Origin of the sequence: Larkinella knui, assembly GCF_003858645.1 — a bacterium.
Classification (GTDB): domain Bacteria; phylum Bacteroidota; class Bacteroidia; order Cytophagales; family Spirosomataceae; genus Larkinella; species Larkinella knui.
On the sequence record NZ_RQJP01000008.1, the window covers coordinates 1 to 21,692 of the forward strand.

At 53.0% G+C, this 21,692-nt stretch carries 11 protein-coding genes; 2 read left to right on the forward strand and 9 right to left on the reverse strand.

The genetic code is table 11. The annotated features are described in order from the left end of the window. Positions 1 to 463, reverse strand: a 463-nt coding sequence (locus tag EHT87_RS31925) for an IS5 family transposase (protein WP_124910573.1), incomplete at its 3' end; no start/stop codon positions are given. A 622-nt stretch (positions 464 to 1,085) separates the two neighbouring features. Here EHT87_RS31925 and EHT87_RS30390 point away from each other — a divergent pair. Beyond that, positions 1,086 to 2,015, forward strand: a complete 930-nt coding sequence (locus EHT87_RS30390; protein ID WP_124910574.1) for a Kelch repeat-containing protein — start codon at positions 1,086 to 1,088, stop codon at positions 2,013 to 2,015. A gap of 301 nt (positions 2,016 to 2,316) precedes the next feature. Here EHT87_RS30390 and EHT87_RS30395 read toward each other — a convergent pair whose 3' ends face one another. The 8 genes from EHT87_RS30395 to EHT87_RS30430 form a co-directional block, all read right to left on the reverse strand. After that, entirely contained in the window at positions 2,317 to 3,423 is a 1,107-nt protein-coding gene (locus tag EHT87_RS30395) for a PQQ-binding-like beta-propeller repeat protein (protein ID WP_124910575.1), read from the reverse strand. Positions 3,424 to 3,660: 237 nt separating this feature from the next. Further along, a complete protein-coding gene (locus EHT87_RS30400; protein WP_124910576.1) occupies positions 3,661 to 5,823 on the reverse strand; it encodes a xanthine dehydrogenase family protein molybdopterin-binding subunit in 2,163 nt (720 codons plus the stop codon). Between the two features lie 12 nt (positions 5,824 to 5,835). Further along, positions 5,836 to 6,297, reverse strand: a complete 462-nt coding sequence (locus tag EHT87_RS30405) for a (2Fe-2S)-binding protein (protein WP_124910577.1) — start codon at positions 6,295 to 6,297, stop codon at positions 5,836 to 5,838. A 50-nt stretch (positions 6,298 to 6,347) separates the two neighbouring features. Then, positions 6,348 to 8,507 (reverse strand): xanthine dehydrogenase family protein molybdopterin-binding subunit, encoded by a 2,160-nt coding sequence (locus EHT87_RS30410; protein ID WP_124910578.1) that lies wholly within the window; start codon positions 8,505 to 8,507, stop codon positions 6,348 to 6,350. Between the two features lie 169 nt (positions 8,508 to 8,676). Then, the gene (locus EHT87_RS30415) at positions 8,677 to 10,632 is read right to left on the reverse strand and encodes a hypothetical protein (RefSeq protein ID WP_124910579.1); all 1,956 of its coding nucleotides are present in this window, start codon (positions 10,630 to 10,632) and stop codon (positions 8,677 to 8,679) included. A gap of 69 nt (positions 10,633 to 10,701) precedes the next feature. Then, positions 10,702 to 12,024: a WD40/YVTN/BNR-like repeat-containing protein gene (locus tag EHT87_RS30420; protein WP_124910580.1), complete on the reverse strand. Its 1,323-nt coding sequence runs from the start codon at positions 12,022 to 12,024 to the stop codon at positions 10,702 to 10,704. A 138-nt stretch (positions 12,025 to 12,162) separates the two neighbouring features. Continuing rightward, a complete protein-coding gene (locus tag EHT87_RS30425) occupies positions 12,163 to 13,071 on the reverse strand; it encodes a hypothetical protein (RefSeq protein ID WP_124910581.1) in 909 nt (302 codons plus the stop codon). A gap of 516 nt (positions 13,072 to 13,587) precedes the next feature. Next, complete coding sequence (locus tag EHT87_RS30430) at positions 13,588 to 17,703, reverse strand: hybrid sensor histidine kinase/response regulator transcription factor (RefSeq protein ID WP_229321494.1); 4,116 nt, start codon at positions 17,701 to 17,703, stop codon at positions 13,588 to 13,590. 626 nt (positions 17,704 to 18,329) lie between these two features. On the opposite strand from EHT87_RS30430, the gene EHT87_RS30435 reads away from it, so the two are divergent. After that, on the forward strand, positions 18,330 to 21,692 hold the full coding sequence (locus tag EHT87_RS30435) for a SusC/RagA family TonB-linked outer membrane protein (protein WP_124910583.1): 3,363 nt from the start codon (positions 18,330 to 18,332) through the stop codon (positions 21,690 to 21,692).

A 21,692-nucleotide genomic window follows, 5' to 3' on the forward strand; every position in this document is an offset into this window, starting at 1 on the left:
CCTGATTAGCGGCATGAACATACACATTCCAAAGCCTACCCCCGGTGTCAACGATGATCTGTCGTTTCCGTCCATTTACCTTTTTAGCTGCATCTATTCCTCGCTGTTCAGAGAGTAAAGGGGCTAGCTTAACACTCTGGCTATCAACGCAAATCAAGGAAGGTGTTGGTTCTCTTCCCTGAGTAATACGATCTCTCCGATTTAGAGCTTGGTTGAGTCGATTCAAACAACCTTCCCGCTTCCATTTCGTGAAGTAATAATAAACGGCTTGCCAGTGTGGATAGCAGACCGGTAAATTACGCCACTGACAACCCGTGCGAAGGATATAAAAAATAGCGTTCGTCACTTGACGCAGGCAAAGCCGACGTTTCCGTTGTGTGGGCAAGTAGTTTTCAATAACTTGCCATTGGGTGTCTGTAAGCTCATTAAATTGAGTAATCATACCTCTATTGTGTTGCAACATAAAGGTAAGCAGACACCCACTTTTTTCACCCAGTTATAAAATCCCCAACAACTTCTAACATTGTAAGTATCCCCAAAATTCGGACGGTTTAAGCTTAGAGAAAAATGCTAATTCTAAACTGATTCCTATGAAAAAGACCGCTGCGGTCGATCGTCCGATTCGCCGAATCCCGAATTGTCAAGATCCGCAAGCAGCAGGATAATGGCATTCCCACGAAGGAAGTCTGCCGCTAACAAAGCACTTCCTAAGCCACCGCTCGGGCGGCAGAAAACCGTTTTTAATTGGAAGGCGATCTGATCCCAACTGGTGATTAATTTCGGAGATCGAATCCCACCTGATGGGTTTGACCAAAAGAGATTATACCAGAAAAATTCTCCCACAGTTTACGGAACACTCCCATTTCCGTACATAATGAGCTTCTAGTCAGCAATTATAGCTGCTTCGGCTTAATCAGACGTTCCCGAAGAACCTGGTTTTATCCAGGCTAGGATTTCTACGGCGTTCAGCCTTGCCGTTCCCTCAGGTATTGCTCCCGTATGCTAAAAACCGTACTTCTACGCTAAGACCGCCCTTTTCACCTGGTTAATTTCAATTCGTAAACACACATTAACCTTATAAAGCTATGAAACCCCTATTTTGCTGCCTTTTACTCATTCTGGTGGGAAGTTGTAAAAGTAACGACGAAGAATCTGCAACACCCGAAAAAACCGTCAACGATGTTGTCTTGACGGCTAAACAACTCAGTATGCCGCTTAGCAGCTATGATATCGGTGGCTATCCCGTTCAATCCGTATTGGTTGGCAATTCGATCTATTTTGGGAATTATTCGAATACCGCCAAGCCCCAGTTCTTTGTTCGCTATGATCTGGCCAACAATACATTTTCTTCGGCTCTGGCTAAATCGAGTAATGTCTGCGGGTGTGGCTACTCCAGTAAGCTGGTGTCGGATGGCACCAATATCTTTTTTATTGCCAACGATGCCACTAAATACATAGCCTCCTCAAACACCTGGCAACCAGTTACTTATCCTGCAACGGCGAAGGATAATGCCGGAGAAGCAGGCGTCACGTATTATAATGGCAATATTTATTTTCTGGGTGGCCGTACGCCCAGCACGCTCTTTAAATATTACAGCGTCAGTCAGGACAAATGGTTCACCGTTCCGAATTACCTCTACGCAACCACCAGCAGTGAACTGGTCGCTTATAAAGAAAGAATCTATGCCCTCGGCGGGCAGGGAGCTAAACAAAAAATGGCTTACTTTTCGACGACCAACAACACCTGGACGCCCCTGAAAGACCTTCCCTTTGAAGTGGCCAGCAGTTACCAGAATGTTTATTCGGCCGTCCTGGGGGATTATTTGTTTCTCCTTCAAAATCAGTCGATTTACATCTATGATCTTATCAAGGACACGTGGGCAACTGATCCCATTAAATTGGAAAATGTTCCTGGCTACGGCAATCTGTTCTCGAATGGCCAAAAGCTCTATGTAAGTGGAAAAAACAGTTCCAACATCCCTGCCATCACGGAATTGACTCTGTCAGTGAAATAGCCTATTCGAATGGATAGAGCAATTATGGAGAATAGAATAGGTAACTTCCCGTTGTCCCATCATCTTACTTCCACTGGCCAGACAGGCTGCTGAATGTCAGAGCCCCGGATAGGATCCTATCTGGGGCTCTGATTTGGGCGATTTATTTTCACGAAAATGAAAGTATAGGTAGGGTATTTGACACCAATTCCGTCTATCCTAACGAGGTGTATTTTGCGTCGCTTAGAGATAGTAGTTTGACAGGACCCGGTATTTTTTGCCGGGTTTTGTTTTTAGGAGGGTGGTTGTACGACCTTACTCTTTATTGCCTGACACCGGAAACGGAGGGATAATCACCGATGACGCGTCCATTGGCAGTAAGAACAGGCGTTGTCGTGACTCCATTGACAATCTCATACTCCTGCTTTTTGGTACCATCCAGACAGTCGAAGGTGCAGAGTTTGTCATCAATTCCTACATAAACCAGTCCATTAGCGATAATGGGGTCTGTTCGAATCGAACTTTTGTAGGACCAACGCTCTTGTCCGGTCGCGGCATCCAGAGCATACAACTTTTCGAAATTATCACTGAAGTACACTACTCCGTTGCTTACTACTGGACTTTTGACGACCGTTCCCTTTGTAGCGAAGCTCCAGAGCTTGCGACCCGTTACTGCATTTAAGGCATATAAATGGTCATCATGGCTACCAAAATAAACGATGCCATTGGCAACTGTAGGACTGCTGAAGATAATATAACCGGCTTCAAATTCCCATTTCTTCATTCCTGTCAAGGCATCTACCGCATAAAGTTTCTTGTCGTTACTGCCGAAATAAACCGTCCCATTATTAACCGTGGGGCTTGAATAAATCATGTCATTTGCCGAAAACTCCCAAAGCTTTTCTCCAGTGGCCGCTTTTATCGCATAAAGATTATAATCGTAACTGCCAACATAAACCACCCCGTTGGCGACAGCAGGGCTTGAATAGATGGCTTCTTTTGGCTCAAACGTCCATAACAGTTTTCCGGTCTTTGATTCGAGAGCTAACAACGCAGCTCCTCCAGCATAAACCACCCCATTGGCAACCGTGGGGCTCGAAGTAACATTTCGCCCCGTATTATACGTCCATTTTTCCTGGCCTGTACTTATATCGATCGCATACAAATTATGGTCATAACTGCCCAGGTAAAGAATCCCTTCAGCAATCATTGCGGTACCAAAGCTAACCTCCCCCATTTTAAACGTCCACTGCCTGGTATTTGTCGTTGTATTCAGGGCTATGATATTCCCCCAGTTAGTGAAGTAGGCCGTGATAGATGGCGCAATTTCAATCACTGGTTTCTTTTTGCAACTGGTAAAAAGGAACAGAAAGCTGACTAGAATAAAGAGAAGACGATTTTTTTTGATCATATCTTTAGTAGTGACCATTGATTTTCAGGCTAATTCGATCTATGGGGTTCAAAAGTAAGTAGTTTCGGTTACACCCCATGAAGAAGGTAAGCAAATTGGCCGATCTAGTCAGTTTAATTAGTTTTAGGCACAACAATCACGTGCTCCTGTACTTGCTCCATCTGCCTAAAGCTCGTTGACCAGTAGTAAAGGAACGCCTGTTCACCTTTTCAAAACCGCCCGGCACGCGTGTAAACCGGTCGCCATGCTAAACCCTTACACCGCATCCAGATTGAACGGCAAGGTCCGGATCCGTTTACCCGTTAGGTCAAAAATGGCGTTGCAGAGGGCCGGGGCAAAAGGCGGCAAACCTGGCTCTCCTACCCCACCGGCTTTTTCGTCGTTTTCCATGATGTGCACCTCGATACGGGGAATGTCCGTTATCCGCGGCATTGGGTACGTGTTGAAATTCTGCTCAACGGCCTTGCCGTCTTTAAAGGTGATCGCGTGCTTGGTGGCGGCACCCAGCCCCATGACGATGCTGCCTTCCACCTGCGCCCGGATGATGTCCGGATTTACGTACCAGCCACAATCGATCAGGGCGATTACGCGGTCGATCTTTACGTTGCCATCCGGTTTCCGCGCTACCACAACGATGTGGCCGGCAATGCTGCCGAAACATTCGGTCAGGGCCACACCCCATCCTGTTTTTTTGTCCCTCGTCGGCCAGCCGCTCACCGCTTCCAGCTGATCGATGAAAGCCCGGTACCGTTTGTCATCGAGGTGGTTTCTCCGAAATTCCAACGGGTCTTTCCCGGCTTCATGGGCCAGCTCGTCGATAAAACTCTCGCAGGCAAAGGCATTCGTGGAGGCATAAACCGAACGCCACCACATCACCGGTATGGGCGCACGGGTTCCTACGCCACCAAAACTGTAGTGCGGAATCGACTTGTAATAAGGACTCGACAGCCCTTCCATCGTACCGGTATTATCGCCCAGCGGTTTAGGGTCGGGGTAGGGTTCCGGGGTCCAGTCCTGTCCAATCCACTGCGCGGCCGTCAGGGCCTGAAAAGCGATTATACGGCCGTTCTCGTCAATACCGCCTTTGCAGGCATAAAAAGCACCGGTCCGGAACGGCCCCATCCGCATGTCATCTTCCCGGGTCCATACGACCTGAACGGGCGCTTTGACGGCTCTGGAAATCAGAGCGGCTTCGTGCGGATAGTCGGTGAATGCCTTGCGGCCAAAGCCTCCGCCGAGAAAAGTCATGTGGACGGTGACCTGCGCTTTGGGAACGCCCATCCGTTCGCTCAGATCGGCCTGTATCCAGTTTGCTTCCTGAATTGGCCCCCAGATTTCGATGCCGTTTTCCTGAACATGGGCGATGCAATTGAGCGGTTCCATACAGCTATGAGCCTGATAAGGCGTTTCGTAAACGGCCTCGATTTTTTTGGCCGCCCCCCGAAGTGCCGTTTCAACGGTTTCTGACGAAGCGGGTTTCGTCAGATTTTCCCGCATCTGGGCGGCTAGCCGGTCGCTGTCAAGGTGGTCGAATCCCGAATCGTCCCATTCGACCGTTAGCACCTTGCGGCCCTGCATCGCAGCCCAGAGCGAATCGGCCACAACGGCCACGCCTTCGTAAAGATGAGCAAAAACGGCTCTCTGCACCGTCAGGACCTGCCTTACGCCCGGTACGGCCTTTGCTTTCGAGTCGTCGAAATGCTTTACTTTCCCCCGAAACCGGGGGTTGCGCTCCACCACGGCATACAGCATACCGGGCAATTTTTTATCGAGGCCAAATAAAGCCGTGCCATTCGTTTTGGCCGGAATATCCTGCCGGGGCAACGGTTTTCCAATGCATGTATACGCCTTGCGGTTCTTTAAAACTACGTTTTCGGGCGGGCTTAATGCGGAGGCCGCTTCAACCAGGGCGCCATAGCCGAGCTTCCTGCCGGTGGGGCGGTGGATCACCTCTCCACCAGCAGCATGGCAGTCTGAAACCGGAACGTTCCATTGGTTTGCGGCTGCCCGGATGAGCATTTCCCGGGCCGATGCGCCGATACGCAGGAGTTGTTCGTACCACCCCCGAACCGAGAAACTGCCCTCCTGAGGCTGAGGGCCAAATTTCTCAGGATTTGCCGGGGCAAATAAAACCGAAACCTGATCCAGATGTACTTCCAGTTCTTCCGCGATCATCTGCGGAATCGCCTGGGAGGTTCCCTGCCCCATTTCCGAGCGGTGATTCATGATTGTCACCCGCCCGGTGTTGGCAATGGAAATCCAGGCGACGAGTTCCTGAGCCGGCGCTGGCCCGCCGATCAGTGTCACGACCGTTTTGCCCGAAGCCGACAGCGAAGCCCCCACCGTCAGGGCAATTCCTGAAAGACCAGTCTGGCGGATAAAGTGTCTGCGGGATAAACTCCCTTTGTTCGTTTTCATCAGCAGCCCATTTTATGGCGTAAGGCCTGCGGCTTTTTTGATGGCCTTCCGGATTCGCGGATAGGTGCCGCAGCGGCAGATATTTCCCTGCATGGCCGCATCGATAGCCTCGTCGGTGGGGTGCGGATTGGTTTTTAACAAGGCCGCTGCCGCCATAATTTGCCCGCTTTGGCAATAACCGCATTGGGGCACCTGTTCGTCAATCCACGCTTTTTGGACCGGATGCGTATGGGTCGGCGATAGCCCTTCGATGGTCGTGATCTGTTGATGGGTTATCGCCGAAACCGGAAACGAACAAGACCGGATCGGTGCCCCGTCGAGATGGATTGTGCAAGCGCCACACTGCGCAATACCGCATCCGTATTTGGTGCCTGTCAGGCCAATCAGGTCGCGAATGACCCAGAGTAAAGGCATCTGCGCGTCGGCCTTAACCGTGTAGGTTTTTTGGTTGACTGTTAACGTGTACGTAGGCATAGGCATTGATTTTAGATCAGTATCATGGACCGACAGGTCACTTGTTAAAGCTAGTCCGGTTTTGTCAGGTCTACCAGGCGCAGGGGTAACCGACGAAGCCGTTTTCCCGTGGCTGCGAAAAGAGCATTGGCAAGGGCCGGCGCAACGGGCGGTACACCCGGCTCACCCGCTCCCCCCATAGGGCCCGTGCCGGGTACAAGGTAGACGTCGATGACCGGGGTTTCGTTGATGCGCAGCATGCGGTAATCATGAAAATTGCTCTGCTGCACCTGCCCCTCCTTGAGGGTGATTTCGCCGTATAAGGCCGCAGTCAGGCCATACACGATACCACTCTCCATCTGTGCCCGCACGCCATCGGGATTTACGGCCAGTCCACAGTCAATGGCGCAGACCACCCGGTGGATACGGATCTGCTGCCGGTCGACTGACACCTCGACAATCTGGGCAACGTAACTTCCCATGGCCGCATGGACGGCAACACCGCCGAAATGACCGGGGGGCAAGGGCATTCCCCAATTGGCTTTTTCAGCCGCCAGCGTCAGGGCGGCCAGATACCGGGGCTGATCGTTCAGCAACGCCCGCCGGTAATCAACCGGGTCCTGGCTGGCCAGGCTGGCTAGCTCGTCGATGAGCGTTTCCATGACAAAAGCAGTGTGTGTATGGCCGACCGAGCGCCAGGGCAAAACCGGAACCCCGCAGACCGTGGTGTGGAGTTCAACAGCCTGATCGGGAATGCGCGCCAGATACGGTGAACCGTGTATGCCCCCCACCGAACTATAGTCGATGCCGTTTTGCACAATTTCCGACGCCAGGGGTGTATTTTCAAACAGCGACTGCCCAACGATCCGGTGTTGCCAGGCAACGGGAAAACCGTCCGGACCAATACCGATCCGGGCCCGGTGTACGTACACCGGCCGGTAGTAGCCTCCCCGGATATCGTCTTCTCTCGTCCAGACTAGTTTGATAGGTTTGCCACTGGCTTTAGCGATATGAACCGCTTCCATCACCCAGTCGTCCTGGAAGGAGCCGCGTCTCCCAAAACTCCCGCCCAGAAAAAGCGTATTCAACTCGACCTGCTCCGGTTTAAAGCCTAAAAATGCGGCCACTTCGGCCTGGTGCAGCAAGGGCGATTGCGTGCCGGTCCAGAGCTGACAGCGGTCGTTCAGAATCCGGACGGTGCAGTTCAACGGCTCCATCGGAGCGTGGGCCAGGTAGGGGAAACGGAATTCGGCTTCGATCCTTCCGGTGGCTTTCGCCAAGGCGGTGACAACATCCCCTTTTTGCTGGCTGGCGATGCCGGTGGTGTCTGCTAAAGCCCGGTATTCCGCCAGTTGTGTGGTGCTGTCGACCGCAACCAGCGCGCCCGGCTCCCACTCGATTTTCAGGGCATCGCGTCCGCGACTGGCGGCCCAGAAATGATCTCCCAGCACCGCAACGCCCGTCGGAATCCGGACCACCGCACGAACGCCCGGCAGGGCTCGCGCCCGCGTTGCATCCACGGATTTAACCTGCCCGCCGAAAACCGGTGGACGAGCCACAACGGCCGTTAGCAAACCGGGAAACTGAACATCCAGACCATATTTGGCCTTTCCGTTGATCTTGTCAGGACTGTCCAGCCGCTTCGGCGATGTGCCGATGTATTTCCAGTCCTTCGGTTCGCGCAAGGTCACCGAAGGTACCGGCAGCGCCGAAGCCTCACGGGCGACTTCACCATAACTGATCCGCTTCCGGCCGGCGATGACATAGCCATTTTCCGTTCGGCAGTCACTGGGTTGCACCCCAAACCGGTTGGCGGCAGCACGCACCAGCATCGCCCGGGCCGTTGCCCCCGCCTGGCGACAGCGGTCGAATTCGGAACGGGTGGAATCGGACCCGCCGGTCGACTGGATGGCGAGCGATTGGGCAAAATCCGTCCCTTTTCCCGAGGACCGGGGTTCAACCTGTATGGTCTGCCAGTCGCAGTCCAGTTCTTCCGCAATCAGCATGGATAAGGTTGTCCAGATGCCCTGCCCCATCTCCACTTTCAACAGAATGATATGAATGCGGTTATCCGTACTGATCCGCAGAAACGCGTTGAGTTCCGTAGCGACTGGTGCCAAGGCACGTTGGACAACCTTCGCCGGAACAGCAAAACCGATTAACAAGCCACCACTGAGCAGTGAACCGGTCCTGAGGAAATCCCGGCGATTGATCGGGCTATTTTTTTTCATTTCGTTCTTTTGGTCGACTCCGACATAGAGGATCAGTTCAAAGAACGCAGTGCTGGAGCTGGTACGGAAAATAGAATGACAACAAGCCGGAATTACTTGACCAACGGCCTAAAAATCACCTTTTCACGGTGTAAAGCCCAAGGCGGTTTTGATCGTTCCTGCGGTATTCTCATTTTAGTTGATACGACTGAATCATGACCTCGATGGAGGGATCGAAACCGGCTTGCCAGCGGACTTTTTGGTGAAAGGTAATGTGTTTCAGCCGCTTATGGCTGACCTGCTGCGTGGACAGAAACTCCCGGGCATCCGCCAGGTTATCAACTCTGGCATTGACAAGCATTCCTTTCTCCAGCAAGGCCGGCACCACCCGATAGCTCACCGACGTGTTATTTTCGGCCTCTAGCGTCATCGAAAGCTGGGGTGGCTGAAAAAACACATGCAGCAGTTTTCCATAAACCGTATAGGTGGTTTTCACATACAGGACGTGCAACAGGGAATCGGGGCCCGGCAGGGCTAGCTTCTCTCCCAGCCGAACCTGAACGGTTGCCTGCTTAACGAGTTGTAAGGATTTTGTGTCGCGGTTCTTTTTCAGAAAAAGCTGACGGGACGTTTGGTCAGCAACGCGATACCGTTGCAAAACCGCCAGCAAGGTCTGGGTTTCATCCGCCAGCGGGTACTTTCCATCAATCGATTCGTACTTGTAAAGAATCCAGTCGGGGGCGGTTTTTGACATGTATTTTTCCCGGTTTTTGCGGTCCAGGTAGCCGTTATACGATTGATACGACTGCAGAGTTGGACGGGGATTATAATTCAATCGATTTAAATAGATGTCCGAAATCCCATTGGGAATCACATCCACGGTCTGCTGACCGATCTTTTGCCGGATCGAAGCCCGAATGGTTGGCTGCGGATCAGGGTAGGTTTCCGTAGCCGCCATTTGAAAATAATGCGCCACCAATTGTAATTGCCGGGAGAAGAGCGCGGCATAATTGACGGGTATTTTCCCAAAGATGGGTGCATAAAAAAGGAGGTAGAAACAGCAGTTTAGAAGGAGATAAACAAAGAACGTTTTTCGAAGCCATTCTTCCTGAACACAGATCACGACGAGCAACAGCAACAGACTGGATTGTTTGACAAAGGCGGTCAAATGCCCCTCATCGGCTCTGGTAAAGGCATATTTAAGCAAAACAAACGAAAGGAGTAACAGCCAGAAAAGGACAAAAATGGTCCTGAATTTCTCTTTTCCAGGTTTAGGCGGCAACGCAAGCTGTTTTATCAGATATATTACCGCAGTCAGGAACTGCAAAAGATAGGAGCCGTAGGAAAGCAGCACCAGGCGCATCCTGTTTTCGGGATAAATAGCCTGCGATTCATTGTACCCATCGATCACATAGAAACTGGAAATAGTATACCGGATCAAATCGGTATGCAACCAGGTGGCCCCCAAAACCAGCAACAGACCCAACAGACCCAGAATCGCTGCGGATTGGCGCGGGTTCAGCCCTTTGCTCAGATACAGGTAACTCACCAGAGAAATCATGAAACCAATGGCGATGAGACCAAAATTTACTTTCATGAAAAAATTGATCGCACACACAACTGCCAGATAACAGAGCAAACCGAGGTTGGGCGAAGGCTGATAGATCGACCGGATGCCCCAATAGATCACGATGTAAAACCAGGTAAAATGGATCCATTCGCCCCACATGCTGTTGACAATGGCCCAGATCAGAAAGAACACGACCAAATGCCATCCCTTGAGCGGGTTGGGGAGGAAACTGTATAGCAGACAGGCCACATTGAGAGCAAAGAACGTGTCGACCAGCAAAAGCTCAACCGGATTCGTGACAATCACATAGCGCTGCAGCCACCGCCCCAGGGGACCATACGTAAAGATGATGTCCTGCCCCCAGGTGAGGTTTTTCTGATGGATCAGTTCCAGGGCAATCCGCCAGGAATTATCGATGCCGGCGGTCGGAATATGAACAAAATCAAGGTAAGGAAAGGTCAATAATAAAAGCAGCGCCACAAAGCTATACTTGGGAGCCGGGCTCTCGATCCGGGCGTTAATGAGCCTGCCGAGCGGGTTGGACAACGGACGGTGGTAAACAGGAGACGATAACATGTTGAAGGGAGGTGATGGTGGAATTATGGATAGAGAATATGGCAGCGGGCGATCAAGCATCGATGGTCTTTAACACGGCGCGTTCCGGCCGGTGCGTTCTAATTTGTAAACCCGGTGCCGGTGCTGGGCTTCGTTGCCCCCGAACTCCGTTACGGAAATGAAGAGCGCATCGGACCGATCGCGGGAGGAGTTAACCAATCGAACTTCATTTTTGGTACCGTCGAAATCCAGCACGCGGGTCCAGGTCTTTTCGGCATCTTTGGTACACATGATCAAGCTCCTGGCGTTGTCGGAAAGGCAACTGTACGAAGCGGCCCAGATCTCGGTTCCGGCAGGGGAATGCCGGGTTACCATGTTCATGACGGGGCTACGCCGGTAGGGGTCGGGCAACACCTGCTTCTCAAATCGCCTGGCATCGGTTGTTTTGACAATAAAATTAGTTCCGCCTAAATAATCACTCCCGAATAAAACGCCCGTTGCCGTTTCGGCCATGGAGGTGTAACCGCCCGTCTGGTGATGGTATTTGGTCAGTAAGCGCCAGCCATTTTCCGGCTGATCAGGCTCCGGCTGGGCCAAAGCCGCATTCATCCACAACTGCTTTTTATTGTCCCCATCGGTTAGCAGAACGGAATTGAGAAGCGCGCAATATTTCACCAGATGGACGTGTTTATTGACCCCCTGCCGGATCAGAAAATCGGAGCTTTCCCACGCATTACCGCCATCGGTCGAGGAATATAAAAAAGCCAGGTTCTGCCAGGTCCGCCCCTGCCATATGGAACCGTATTCGCCAATCATCAGTGAACCGTCGGGCAGTTCGGTCATGCCGTTATTGAACAGGAAATAACTGATGGTGGAGGAAAGCTGTAAAACCGGTTTGAAGCTGGCACCCCGGTCATCGCTCTTGTAAACCATTCCGCTGGAACAGACGAACAGGACGTTTTGCCGACTGATAAAAAGCGAGGTAATGGGATGCGGAAACTCATACACAAGAACCGCCGACTGGCTCTCGTCATCACTGCCATACAGCGCGTTCAGGTGCGAATACCGGCATCCCAACCAGAAACCGTCCGTGGTCTGAAGACAATATTTCCAGTCGATGGCTACCGCCCGGAAACACAGGCCGTTTTCCGTTAAAAAGGGACTGGAAATCAGATCGCCGGTCGAACTCGTACACTCGTTTGTGATCGACAGACAAGCGTGGTCGGTAAATTTGATATACCGATTGCTAACCTGGTAGACATAAAGCCGATGGCTGATTTCCCACAAAATAAAAGAAGCCAGTTCCCTGAGTTTGCCGACCCGGTGAATGTCGAGCAGAAACCGCCACATATGCCTGATCACATCGGGACCGGGGGCTCTGAGCAGTGCGAAATATTTAGAAGACACATCCATACACGAGTTGATTGATTTGATTCGTACGTTGCCGACGGTTGGAATTGACGCAACCGTCCGCTCCCCATCCAATCCGGAACGGGCCGTTGCGCATTTAACAGGATTTAACTTACTGAAAATCAGCTACAGGCAGGAGGTTCAATAGGTCTCGTAGGCGTAGGTCAACGTTTCCTGAGGGCTGTTGGGCTCCGTTTTGATGCGGGTCGCTGGCAAATCCCCGACGTAGGTATACGCATAGGTGATGGTCCGGTTGGAGGCCACGGACGTCAGCACGTTGTTCCGGCTCAAATTGAACACATTGTCAATTCCGCCGTAATAGGTGTAATAATCCAGATTGCCCGAATGGGGATTGGAAAAACCGTTTACAAACGGCGACGGGATAATGTAGACCCCATAGAACGGGTTTGTTTTTGTATCAAAAGTAAAGTCGGTCGTGATCGTATTCGTTGATGGGACATTGCGGGTTAACGTCCGGGTTGAAACAAGTTCCGTCAGGTTTTTCCCGGTGAAGGTGTAAACACTATAATCCGTGTACGAAACGCCACCCGTGGCAAAGGATTTATGACTACTGGCTAGCTGATTAAGCGGGCTGTATTGAAGCGTCACGGCCCAGACATTATCCCCATCGCCTAAATTGTTGGCGTAGTCCAGTTTGGACAGCTGCCCGGCACCGTTATACGTATACGTATAGATTTCGTAAAGCCCCGGCGTGGTTGCCCGTCGGATATCCCGGCGCATCTGGGTAAGCCGGTTTTGGCCATCATACGTATAGACGCTGGTTTCAGCCGGGGCAACCGTGCTGTCGGGCAACGCATACGTCAGAATCGAATGCAACCGTCCCTGCGCGTCGTAACTGAATTCACTGGTATTTTTGACCGGAATGGCCCGGCTAGTCACCTCTGTCAACTCCTGGGTGATGGATTTAACCCGTAAATGTTCTTGCGTTGAACCCGGTGTAACCGCCGGGATACGATGGTCGTCGCAGCTGATGGAAGCAACTGTAACCAGTAGGCCAAGTAATCCTCGAAGTAAAGGAGATGTTTTCATACATTTTGTTCCGTTAAAGTTAGGTGTGTCGTGTAAAAGAGCGCTTGGGTTGATCCTATCCGGGCGGGCGCCCTGATCAACGGGAAATAGGCCGATGATTCCTCCATGGAATAATGAGTTTATTTGTTGTTTACACTTCCGAATCTGGAATGACGCCCAACGATCCGTAACGACTGTTACCGAATTCCAGACAGTTTTTCAGTCGATTCCGGATGTATATCGGAATCGACTGAAAAAGGTGAATGAAATCGGTTTTTTTTTCGGTTGAGTTTTACGGATTGGCAGATCACTTTTCAGGCCGTAGCCGGGCAATCTGTTGATTACGGTCTGCGGTTTCGCGATGGCGGCACAGCCCCGAATCGTACGGCGGGTATTAAAAAAATGGTGTGGATAGTATTTAGCACACAGTGGTAACAGTACAAAGGTGCCGTTTTGCACCCTAAAACGCTGTCAGATTGGGGGCAGATATCGTCAAATTGGGGGCATTTCACCCCCGGAAGCCGGAAAAAGCCCGAATCAGGAATTTTTCTGGCGGCCGGCGATGAACTCGGTAGGCGTTTGCTGGTAAATCTCTTTAAAAACCAGCGTGAAGTGAGAGGGTGTATTGAAACCGACCAGGTCGGCCGTCTCGGCCACATTATGACCCGCCCGCAGCAAATCGGCAGCTTTTCGAATTCGATACTGCCGGATCAGCTCAGCCGGTGCCAGTTGAATCAGACTCTGGACTTTGCGATACAGCGTCTTGCGGTTCATGGTAAGTTGGTCGGCCAGCCAGTCGACACTGATCGTGGAATCATCCAGGTGCTGATCCAGCAGGGCATAAATCCGGACCAGAAACGGATCGGTATTTTCTGCCGGGCCGGGAGCCGGTAGACCGGCGGTTGAATCCACCGCACCCTCAGATCGTCCGGGCAGGCTAAACTGCTGGCGGTAATAGTCGGCTAGTTTCTGCTGCCGGATCATCAGGTTTTGAAGCCGCAGGTGCAGTTCGGCCCGGCTAAAGGGCTTGGACAGGTACTCATCGGCTCCGTGTTGTAATCCTTCTATCCGGCTGGGCTGGGCGGCTTTGGCCGTCAGCATCACCACGGCGATATGATCGGTATGCGCATGGTTTTTGATGAGCCGGGTTAGTTCGTGGCCATCCAGGCGGGGCATCATCACATCCGTCAGGACAATATCGGGCAGTTCAGCCTGCGTAATTTCCCAGCCCTGCAGGCCGTCGACGGCCTGCAGAATGTGGTACGAAGAGGCCAGTTCTCCCACCAGAAACTCCCGCAACTCGTCATTATCTTCCACGATCAGAAGCCGGGGAAGTGCCTCCTGAGCCGCATTTAATAAGGAAGCCGGTTCTGGTGAAACCACTGGGCCAGCGGCCGGTTGTTGAAACCTGGCCGGGCTAATGCGGGGCAGGTCAACGGCCTTCGACACGGGCCCGACGGGCAGCGTCCAGCGGAAGGTAGTGCCCACTCCCACCTGGCTCTCTACCGAGATGCGGCCGCCCAGTAACTGAATCAATTCGTGGACCAACGCCAGCCCAAGGCCCGTTCCTTCGTGGGCGCGGGTGGTGGAAGTGTCGGCCTGGTAGAACCGGTCGAAAATATACGGGAGCTGTTCCGGTGCGATACCGATGCCGGAATCGACCAGTTGAAATTCAACCGCCGTCATTTCCTCCGCGGTTCCAACAGGTACCAGGGTCAGCGTTACGCGTCCGCCCGCTTCGGTAAATTTGAGGGCATTCGCGAGGAGGTTCGTGAGAATTTTTTCCCATTTATCGGCGTCGAACACGTGCTCGCTGGCCGGGAAACGGTCCAGGTTACACGTCAGAACAATGCCTTTCTGTTCAGCCGCCCGCTGGAATACCGCTACGATCTGGTGAATAAAGTCGGCCACCTCGCCCTGCATGGGAGAAACCGCCATGTAATGCCCTTCCAGTTTGGAAAGATCGAGCAATTGATTGATCAATCGGAGGAGTTGTTCGGCGTTCCGGTGAACCAGCGTTAGCATCGGACCGTCGAAACGCCCTTGCTGGAGCATTTTCTCCACCGGCGCAATAATCAGCGACAGGGGTGTACGAAACTCGTGGGTAATGTTGGAAAAAAACCGCGTCTTCAGTTCATCGACGGCTTTCAGTTGTTCGGCCTGCCGGCGGTTCAGTTCAAGTTCCTGGCGTTGCCGGATTCGGTTGGTCGAAAACCGGATGTAGCCCCAGATGGCCCCAACCGCGATCAGTCCGTACAAGGCGTAGGCCCACCAGGTGGCCCACCACGGCGGCTGGACAATAAGCTGGATGGAAGCTATGTTTTGGGTCCAGAATCCATTGCTGTTGGCGGCTTTTACCCGGAACGTATAGCTGCCGGGTGGCAGGCTGGTGAAGTTGACCACCGTTCGATTGCCGTTCGGAACCCAGTCTTTATTCACCCCAACGAGCTGGTAGGCATACTGGTTTTTTGCGGGTTGCTCGTAGGCTAAAGCCGCAAAGCCAATCGACACCAGGTTCTCATCGTGCTTCAGTCGAATAACGCTCCCGGTGATCGCCCGGGGCTTATCCATGACCGTCAGAGTGGTGATATATACCGGAAAAGGGCGCGTATCGTCGAGAATCTGGTCGGGATTGAACTGAACAATGCCATTTTCACTGCCGAAAATGAGCTGATTCGTGTGCCGAAAGACGGTATTCTGCTTAAAATTATTACTGGGTAACCCATCCGAAACCTGGTAGACGCGCACGGCTTTGGTGCGCGGATTGACCCTGCAAAGGCCCTCGTTGGTGCTCAGCCAGAGATGCCCCGACGCATCACCGGTAATCCCGACGATTGCGTTGCCCGGGATTCCGTCCTGGTGGGTTATCGCCGTGAACAGGCCCGTTCCGGGGTCAAACCGGTTTAAGCCGCCCAGGTACGTACCAATCCAGATCACCCCGTCCTTGTCTTCGTAGATGGTTCGAACGTCGTTACTGCTCAGGTGGCCTTTGGGTCCGGCCGAATAGCGGGTTATTCGTCCCGTTTCAGGATTCAGCCGGCAGAGCCCCAACCGGTGGATCAGGATCCAAACCTCGCCGGTGCGGCTCACCAGTAGCCCATACACGTACTTGTCGGGAATTCCATCCGGCTTCCCTGGTTGATACCGGTAATAGGTGTATCGGTGAGTCCGGATGTTGAAGGAAGCAAAACCGCCATCTCCCCCAACCCAGATGTCGCCCTGCGGTTTCCGATCTTTCTGGCGGGCCGCAATATACTGCGCCGGTACGTTCGATGGATATCCGGTAAACTGGCCGGATGCCTGATCGTAGTGGTATAAGCCATCATACGACCCGAGCCAGATGCCATCCCGGCCGTCGGGTAAAAAAGACATCACCTCGTTGAAGTGCTCTCCCGTAGCTCCCAGGCTTTCGGGCGGTATCCGGTCGAGCCGTTTTTGATCGGCGGATAGTCGGTACAGATACGGTGAATTGTTGAACCAAAGCTGACCATGATCATCCTTAATGACGGCAAATACCCGGTTTTCGGGCATACTGGCCCCGCGCTCATTGGGCTTCACCTGGTAGGTGGTAAAGGGTTTGGTATTCACGGCCTGCCGGTCGATCCCGTTATCGGTTCCTACCCAGAGCATCCCCGACCGGTCGTGATAAACCACCTGTACTCCGCTGCTACTCAGTCCTTTGTAGCGGTTTGGATCGGACTGGTAGGTATAAACCTGATCACTCACCGGATCAATGCCCTGTAATCCGTTGGTGGTGCCCAGCCACACTATTCCCGTAGAATCCCGGTGGATGGTATTTCGCCACACATAGGGATTAAGCTGTCCGCGTGGGTTATAGGGGATTAGCTTCCACGGCTGGTGGCGCAGATCAAGCTTGAACAGGCTGTAGCCGGCCGTTGCGGTCCCCAGCCAGAGCACATCGTTCTGATCGAGGTAAAAAGATTGAAAAGATGGCTGGGGGCCTTTCATCCCCTGAACGGCTACCAGCGTAAAGTGGCCGGTTGAACGGTTGAAGAGGTACAGTCCCTGGTGGGTAGCGACCCAGAACCGGCGCTGCCGGTCTTCAAAAGCGGTTATAACCGGCACGTCGGCAACGGGTGACGGATAGAGGGTGAAGTGATGCCTGGCCGGGTCATAGCGCGCCAGACCCGCATACGTACTGATCCATACGATGTGCTGCTGGTCTTCAAAAATGGAATGCTGGTTATTCCACCGGTTGGCCTGAACGGCCTGAATGGGATGCGGAGTAACCAGCCCCGTCTTTCGGTTAATTTCGTGCAACCCACCCCCTTTCGTTATCGCCCATATCCGGGTCGAGTCGCCCTCGCACAGACCCATGATGAAGCCATTTTGAAAACTACGGGTTGGCTGGCTGGCATTGTGTTTAAACACGACGAAGGAAGCGCCATCGTATTTATTCACCCCATCCCCCGTTCCAAACCACATAAAACCGTCCCGATCCTGAAGAATAGCCGTGATGTAATCATTGGACAACCCATCTTCCACCGAAAGGTGCTCAAATTGATTGGCAATGGGATATTTTTCGGGATTGTTCGGGGTCTGATTCGACTGCGCGTGTGCCTGCAATAGCGTTATTATCAGCAGTAGGAGCCAGTAGGAGCGCATGATACAGAGAGTCGACAGCTTTGGCATTGATTAATGCTACGCATATAGAATACAATAATAGTACATATAAAACAAAATTTATGGATTATGTCAGGCGGGACTTTGCCGGTACACGGGCGTAGCGTACGGATCGAGCCTGCGCTTTCGTAAAAATGGCGTGGTATTCCGCTTCGCTCCGGGCAAAAATACCACGGTGTCATGACGCAGACCCGCGACCCGCGATGGTCATCGAACGGGTCTTCAAGCGGGTTCGAAACGGTTGAGCGATCGGAAGGCAGCGAATTGTTTTTATAGCTAACTATTTGCTGATCAATGAAGGTTGAAATCGAAATCCGCAAATTAAACAACATATTCTGCAAATTCTTTATCATAAAAATGCCTTACAATCACCGTATTTTGCTGGTATACGGTATAATCCTAAAGTAATTCAGGATTCTGTATCGATTCCGAAACCTTGAATCCTATCCCCATGAACTGCCGCCAGCTTCCCCATCCGAGCCGCATTGCCGCAACCATCCTGCGCACGTCCTCTACCGGCATTCCAGCACCGGTATCTGCCTCCGCATTCGGCAAAAAACCGCACCCCATCGCTTCCGGATCAAGCCGCAGTGAACGAATGACCCTGTACCCTGAAACCAATAAACCCATCCCATATGAAGCAATTTGTACGCTCTCTGATTTTGCAGTATGGCCGACCAATCGGTATACTGGGCACCTTTCTGAGTCTTTGCCTGACGGCAGGATCAGTTGCGGGTGTCCCAACGACAAATAGCCCGCTGATCACCCGGTCGTCGGCTGCCGAGGAAACCATCACCGGCGCCGTCACCGACGAAACCGGGAAAGGGCTGCCCGGCGTCAGCATCCAGGTGAAAGGTACCACGCGCGGCACCACGACCGACGCCGACGGCAACTACCGCATTGCCGTCGATAAAGGCGCAACACTCGTGTTTTCGTTTATCGGTTATGCTTTGCAGGAAATCGCAGTAGGCACTCAAACGACGGTCAACGTAACGATGGCCCCCGATACGCAGGCCCTTAGCGAAGTGGTGGTCGTGGGGTACGGGACCCAGAAGAAAGTCAACCTGACGGGTTCGGTGGCAACCATCACGTCGAAAAACATCGAAAGCCGGCCGGTTACCAACGTTTCCTCTTCGCTGGCCGGTCTGGCCCCCGGCGTTTTTGTGCGGCAGTCGTCGGGCAAACCGGGTTCCGACGGAGCCACGATCCGGATTCGGGGAACGGGCACGCTCAACAACAGCGACGCGCTGGTGATCATCGACGGTGTTCAGGGGTCGATGGACGCCGTCAACCCGAACGACATCGAGTCCATGTCGATCCTGAAAGATGCGGCTTCGGCTTCCATCTACGGCTCTCTGGCGGCCAACGGCGTAATTTTGATCACGACCAAAAAAGGGTCGGCCAGGAAAACGACCGTTACGTATACCGGTATCCTATCGTCGGCCCGCCCGAGCAATATACCCGAATTTATCTCGGACTACGTTCGGTACATGCGGTTATTCAACGAAAGCAACCGGAATGTGGGCGTGGCGGAAGTCTATTCGGCCAACACGATCCAGACCTGGGAAAAGGCCAACCAGGATCCCAATGGCATCAGCGCCGGGGGCGTTCCCAACTCCGTGGCCTATCCCAATACGGACTGGGCCAGTTGGGTTTTCCGGAACGAGATTGTTCAGAACCACAACATTGCCGTCAGTGGCGGTGGCGACAAATCGCTGTATAACATGTCGCTCGGCTACCTCGATAACCGGGGTGTGATGCAGAATACCGGGATCAAACGCTTCCAGCTTCGGGCCAACATCGAGTCGAAAGTAACGAAGTTCCTCACGCTGGGGGCGCAGACGTTTGCTTCGACGCAAAATGCCGGGAAAGCCAATACCGATCTGGCGTTTCAGTATTTGTGGCAGACCAATCCCGGTATTTATCCTTATTACAACGGGAAATACGGTTTTCCGGTGGCGGTGGAAGAGCCGACGACGGTCAACAACATCTTTTCGTACCTGGACGGAACCGGCGGACTCGACCGCACGACGCGGTTCAATACCACCCTGTATGGTGTGGTGACCCTGGCGAAAGGACTGACGCTGGAGCCGAAAGTGAACTACCAGACCCGCTTCAACGAAAGCAATTCCTACGCCCTGCCCGGGCCGGCCGAACGCTGGGATTTTTCGACCAATACGCTGAAAGTGCAGCTGACGCCCGCCGACCAGCTGACGACCGGGTACGCCTTCAACCGGGATTACCTGCTGACGCTGGACAACGTTTTGCGCTACAGCACCACCTTCGGGAACGATCACGAGTTTGGTGCCCTGGCTGGCTACAACCAGTTCAATTTCCGGTATTATGACTTCAATGCCTCGAAACGCGGCCTGATCGATTACACGACGACGACGCTCGGTTCGGCCGGAGAAACCTCGAATACCGCTGGCGGACAGGAGTATAACCGCGCCATGCGGTCCTACTTCGGACGGGTCAACTACGCCTATCAGTCGAAATACCTGTTTGAAGCCAATTTGCGGTACGACGGTTCGTCACGGTTTGCGCCCGAAAGCCGCTGGGGCGTATTCCCTTCATTTTCAGCGGGCTGGCGGCTTTCGGAAGAACCGTTCCTGCGGGGTCTGAATGAAAAAATTCAGGGCCTGAAACTGCGGGCGTCGTGGGGTAAATTGGGCAACAATGGTGCGAATAACAATCGGATTTATGCCCCTGGCACATCGGGCGATTACGACTACCAGGCCGTCTACGGCAAAGTACCTTACTCGTTCAACAATGTAGCCACCACCGGGCTGGTGCAGGCCAAATACGCCAATACGCTCTTGCTGTGGGAATCGACGGCACTGACCGACATTGGTCTGGAAGGGGCCTTGTTCAAGGGCCGGATGAATTTTGAACTGGACTGGTACCACAAATTGACCGACGGTATTCTGACCACCCCGCCCATTTTCCTCACCGCCGGAACCAAAGCGGCTCCCACGCAGAATACGGCGGGGGTGCTGAACAAAGGGCTGGAGTTAACGCTGGGCTGGCGTGACAAAATCGGTCAGGTCGATTTCTCCGTGAGTGGCAACGTGGCCTACAACATCAACCGGGTGACGAATTACCGGGGGACGCTGGCTGAAGGCTACACGACGGATGCGGCTGGGAATAAGGTCTATAATTCCAACATCGGACAGGTGTCGAGTGGGGCCGATACCCGCGTTCTGGAAGGCCACCCGATTGACGAGTATTATCTTCTGGACGTTTATAAGGGCAGTGGCAGCCATTCCAATGCAGACGGAACGGTCAATATCAACGGCGGACCAACCGACGGCATGATCCGTACGCCCGAAGATTTGGCGTGGGTGCAGGCGATGATAGCCAAAGGGTATAAGTTTCAGCCGGTTGGCACCATCGGGAAAGGGCAGCTGTACTACGGTGACCTGATTTATGCCGACAGCAACGGCGACGGCACCTACGGCAATAACTTCGACAAGCGGTTTTCGGGCGCGAGCAGCACGCCAAAATTCATCATGGGCCTTTCGCTGAGTGCGTCCTGGCACGGGTTCGACTTCTCGATGCTGTGGGCCGGAAGCGCGGGCATGAAATACCTGTATAACCAGACGGGCGTCAACGGAACGCGCACCACGCTGACCAACTCCATCGGCACGCGGATTGCCGACGATCATTATTATTACAACGACGCCAACCCGAACGACCCGGCCAACAACCTTGGTGGCACCTTCCCGCGCCTGAAATACAACGCTGACAACCAGACCAATATTCCAAGCAGTTACTGGTTGTATGATGCTTCGTACATCAAACTGAAGAACCTCCAGATCGGCTATACGATTCCGACCGCCTGGGGTTCTAAAATCGGGATGAGCCGCGCGCGGGTGTTTTTGTCGGGCGAGAACGTCTTTATGATCACCAAATACCCGGGCCTCGATCCGGAAGTGGGAGCCAACGTCTCGTATCCGACGATGAAGCAGTATGCCGTGGGCCTGAACGTAACCTTTTAA

Bases quoted from the DNA above. Each gene is read 5' to 3' on its own strand.
- EHT87_RS30430 (WP_229321494.1), bottom strand. From the start codon at position 17,703: ATGCCAAAGCTGTCGACTCTCTGTATCATGCGCTCCTACTGGCTCCTA.
- EHT87_RS30390 (WP_124910574.1), top strand. From the start codon at position 1,086: ATGAAACCCCTATTTTGCTGCCTTTTACTCATTCTGGTGGGAAGTTGT.
- EHT87_RS30425 (WP_124910581.1), bottom strand. From the start codon at position 13,071: ATGAAAACATCTCCTTTACTTCGAGGATTACTTGGCCTACTGGTTACA.
- EHT87_RS30420 (WP_124910580.1), bottom strand. From the start codon at position 12,024: ATGGATGTGTCTTCTAAATATTTCGCACTGCTCAGAGCCCCCGGTCCC.
- EHT87_RS30435 (WP_124910583.1), top strand. From the start codon at position 18,330: ATGAAGCAATTTGTACGCTCTCTGATTTTGCAGTATGGCCGACCAATC.
- EHT87_RS30415 (WP_124910579.1), bottom strand. From the start codon at position 10,632: ATGTTATCGTCTCCTGTTTACCACCGTCCGTTGTCCAACCCGCTCGGC.
- EHT87_RS30395 (WP_124910575.1), bottom strand. From the start codon at position 3,423: ATGGTCACTACTAAAGATATGATCAAAAAAAATCGTCTTCTCTTTATT.
- EHT87_RS30405 (WP_124910577.1), bottom strand. From the start codon at position 6,297: ATGCCTACGTACACGTTAACAGTCAACCAAAAAACCTACACGGTTAAG.
- EHT87_RS30410 (WP_124910578.1), bottom strand. From the start codon at position 8,507: ATGAAAAAAAATAGCCCGATCAATCGCCGGGATTTCCTCAGGACCGGT.
- EHT87_RS30400 (WP_124910576.1), bottom strand. From the start codon at position 5,823: ATGAAAACGAACAAAGGGAGTTTATCCCGCAGACACTTTATCCGCCAG.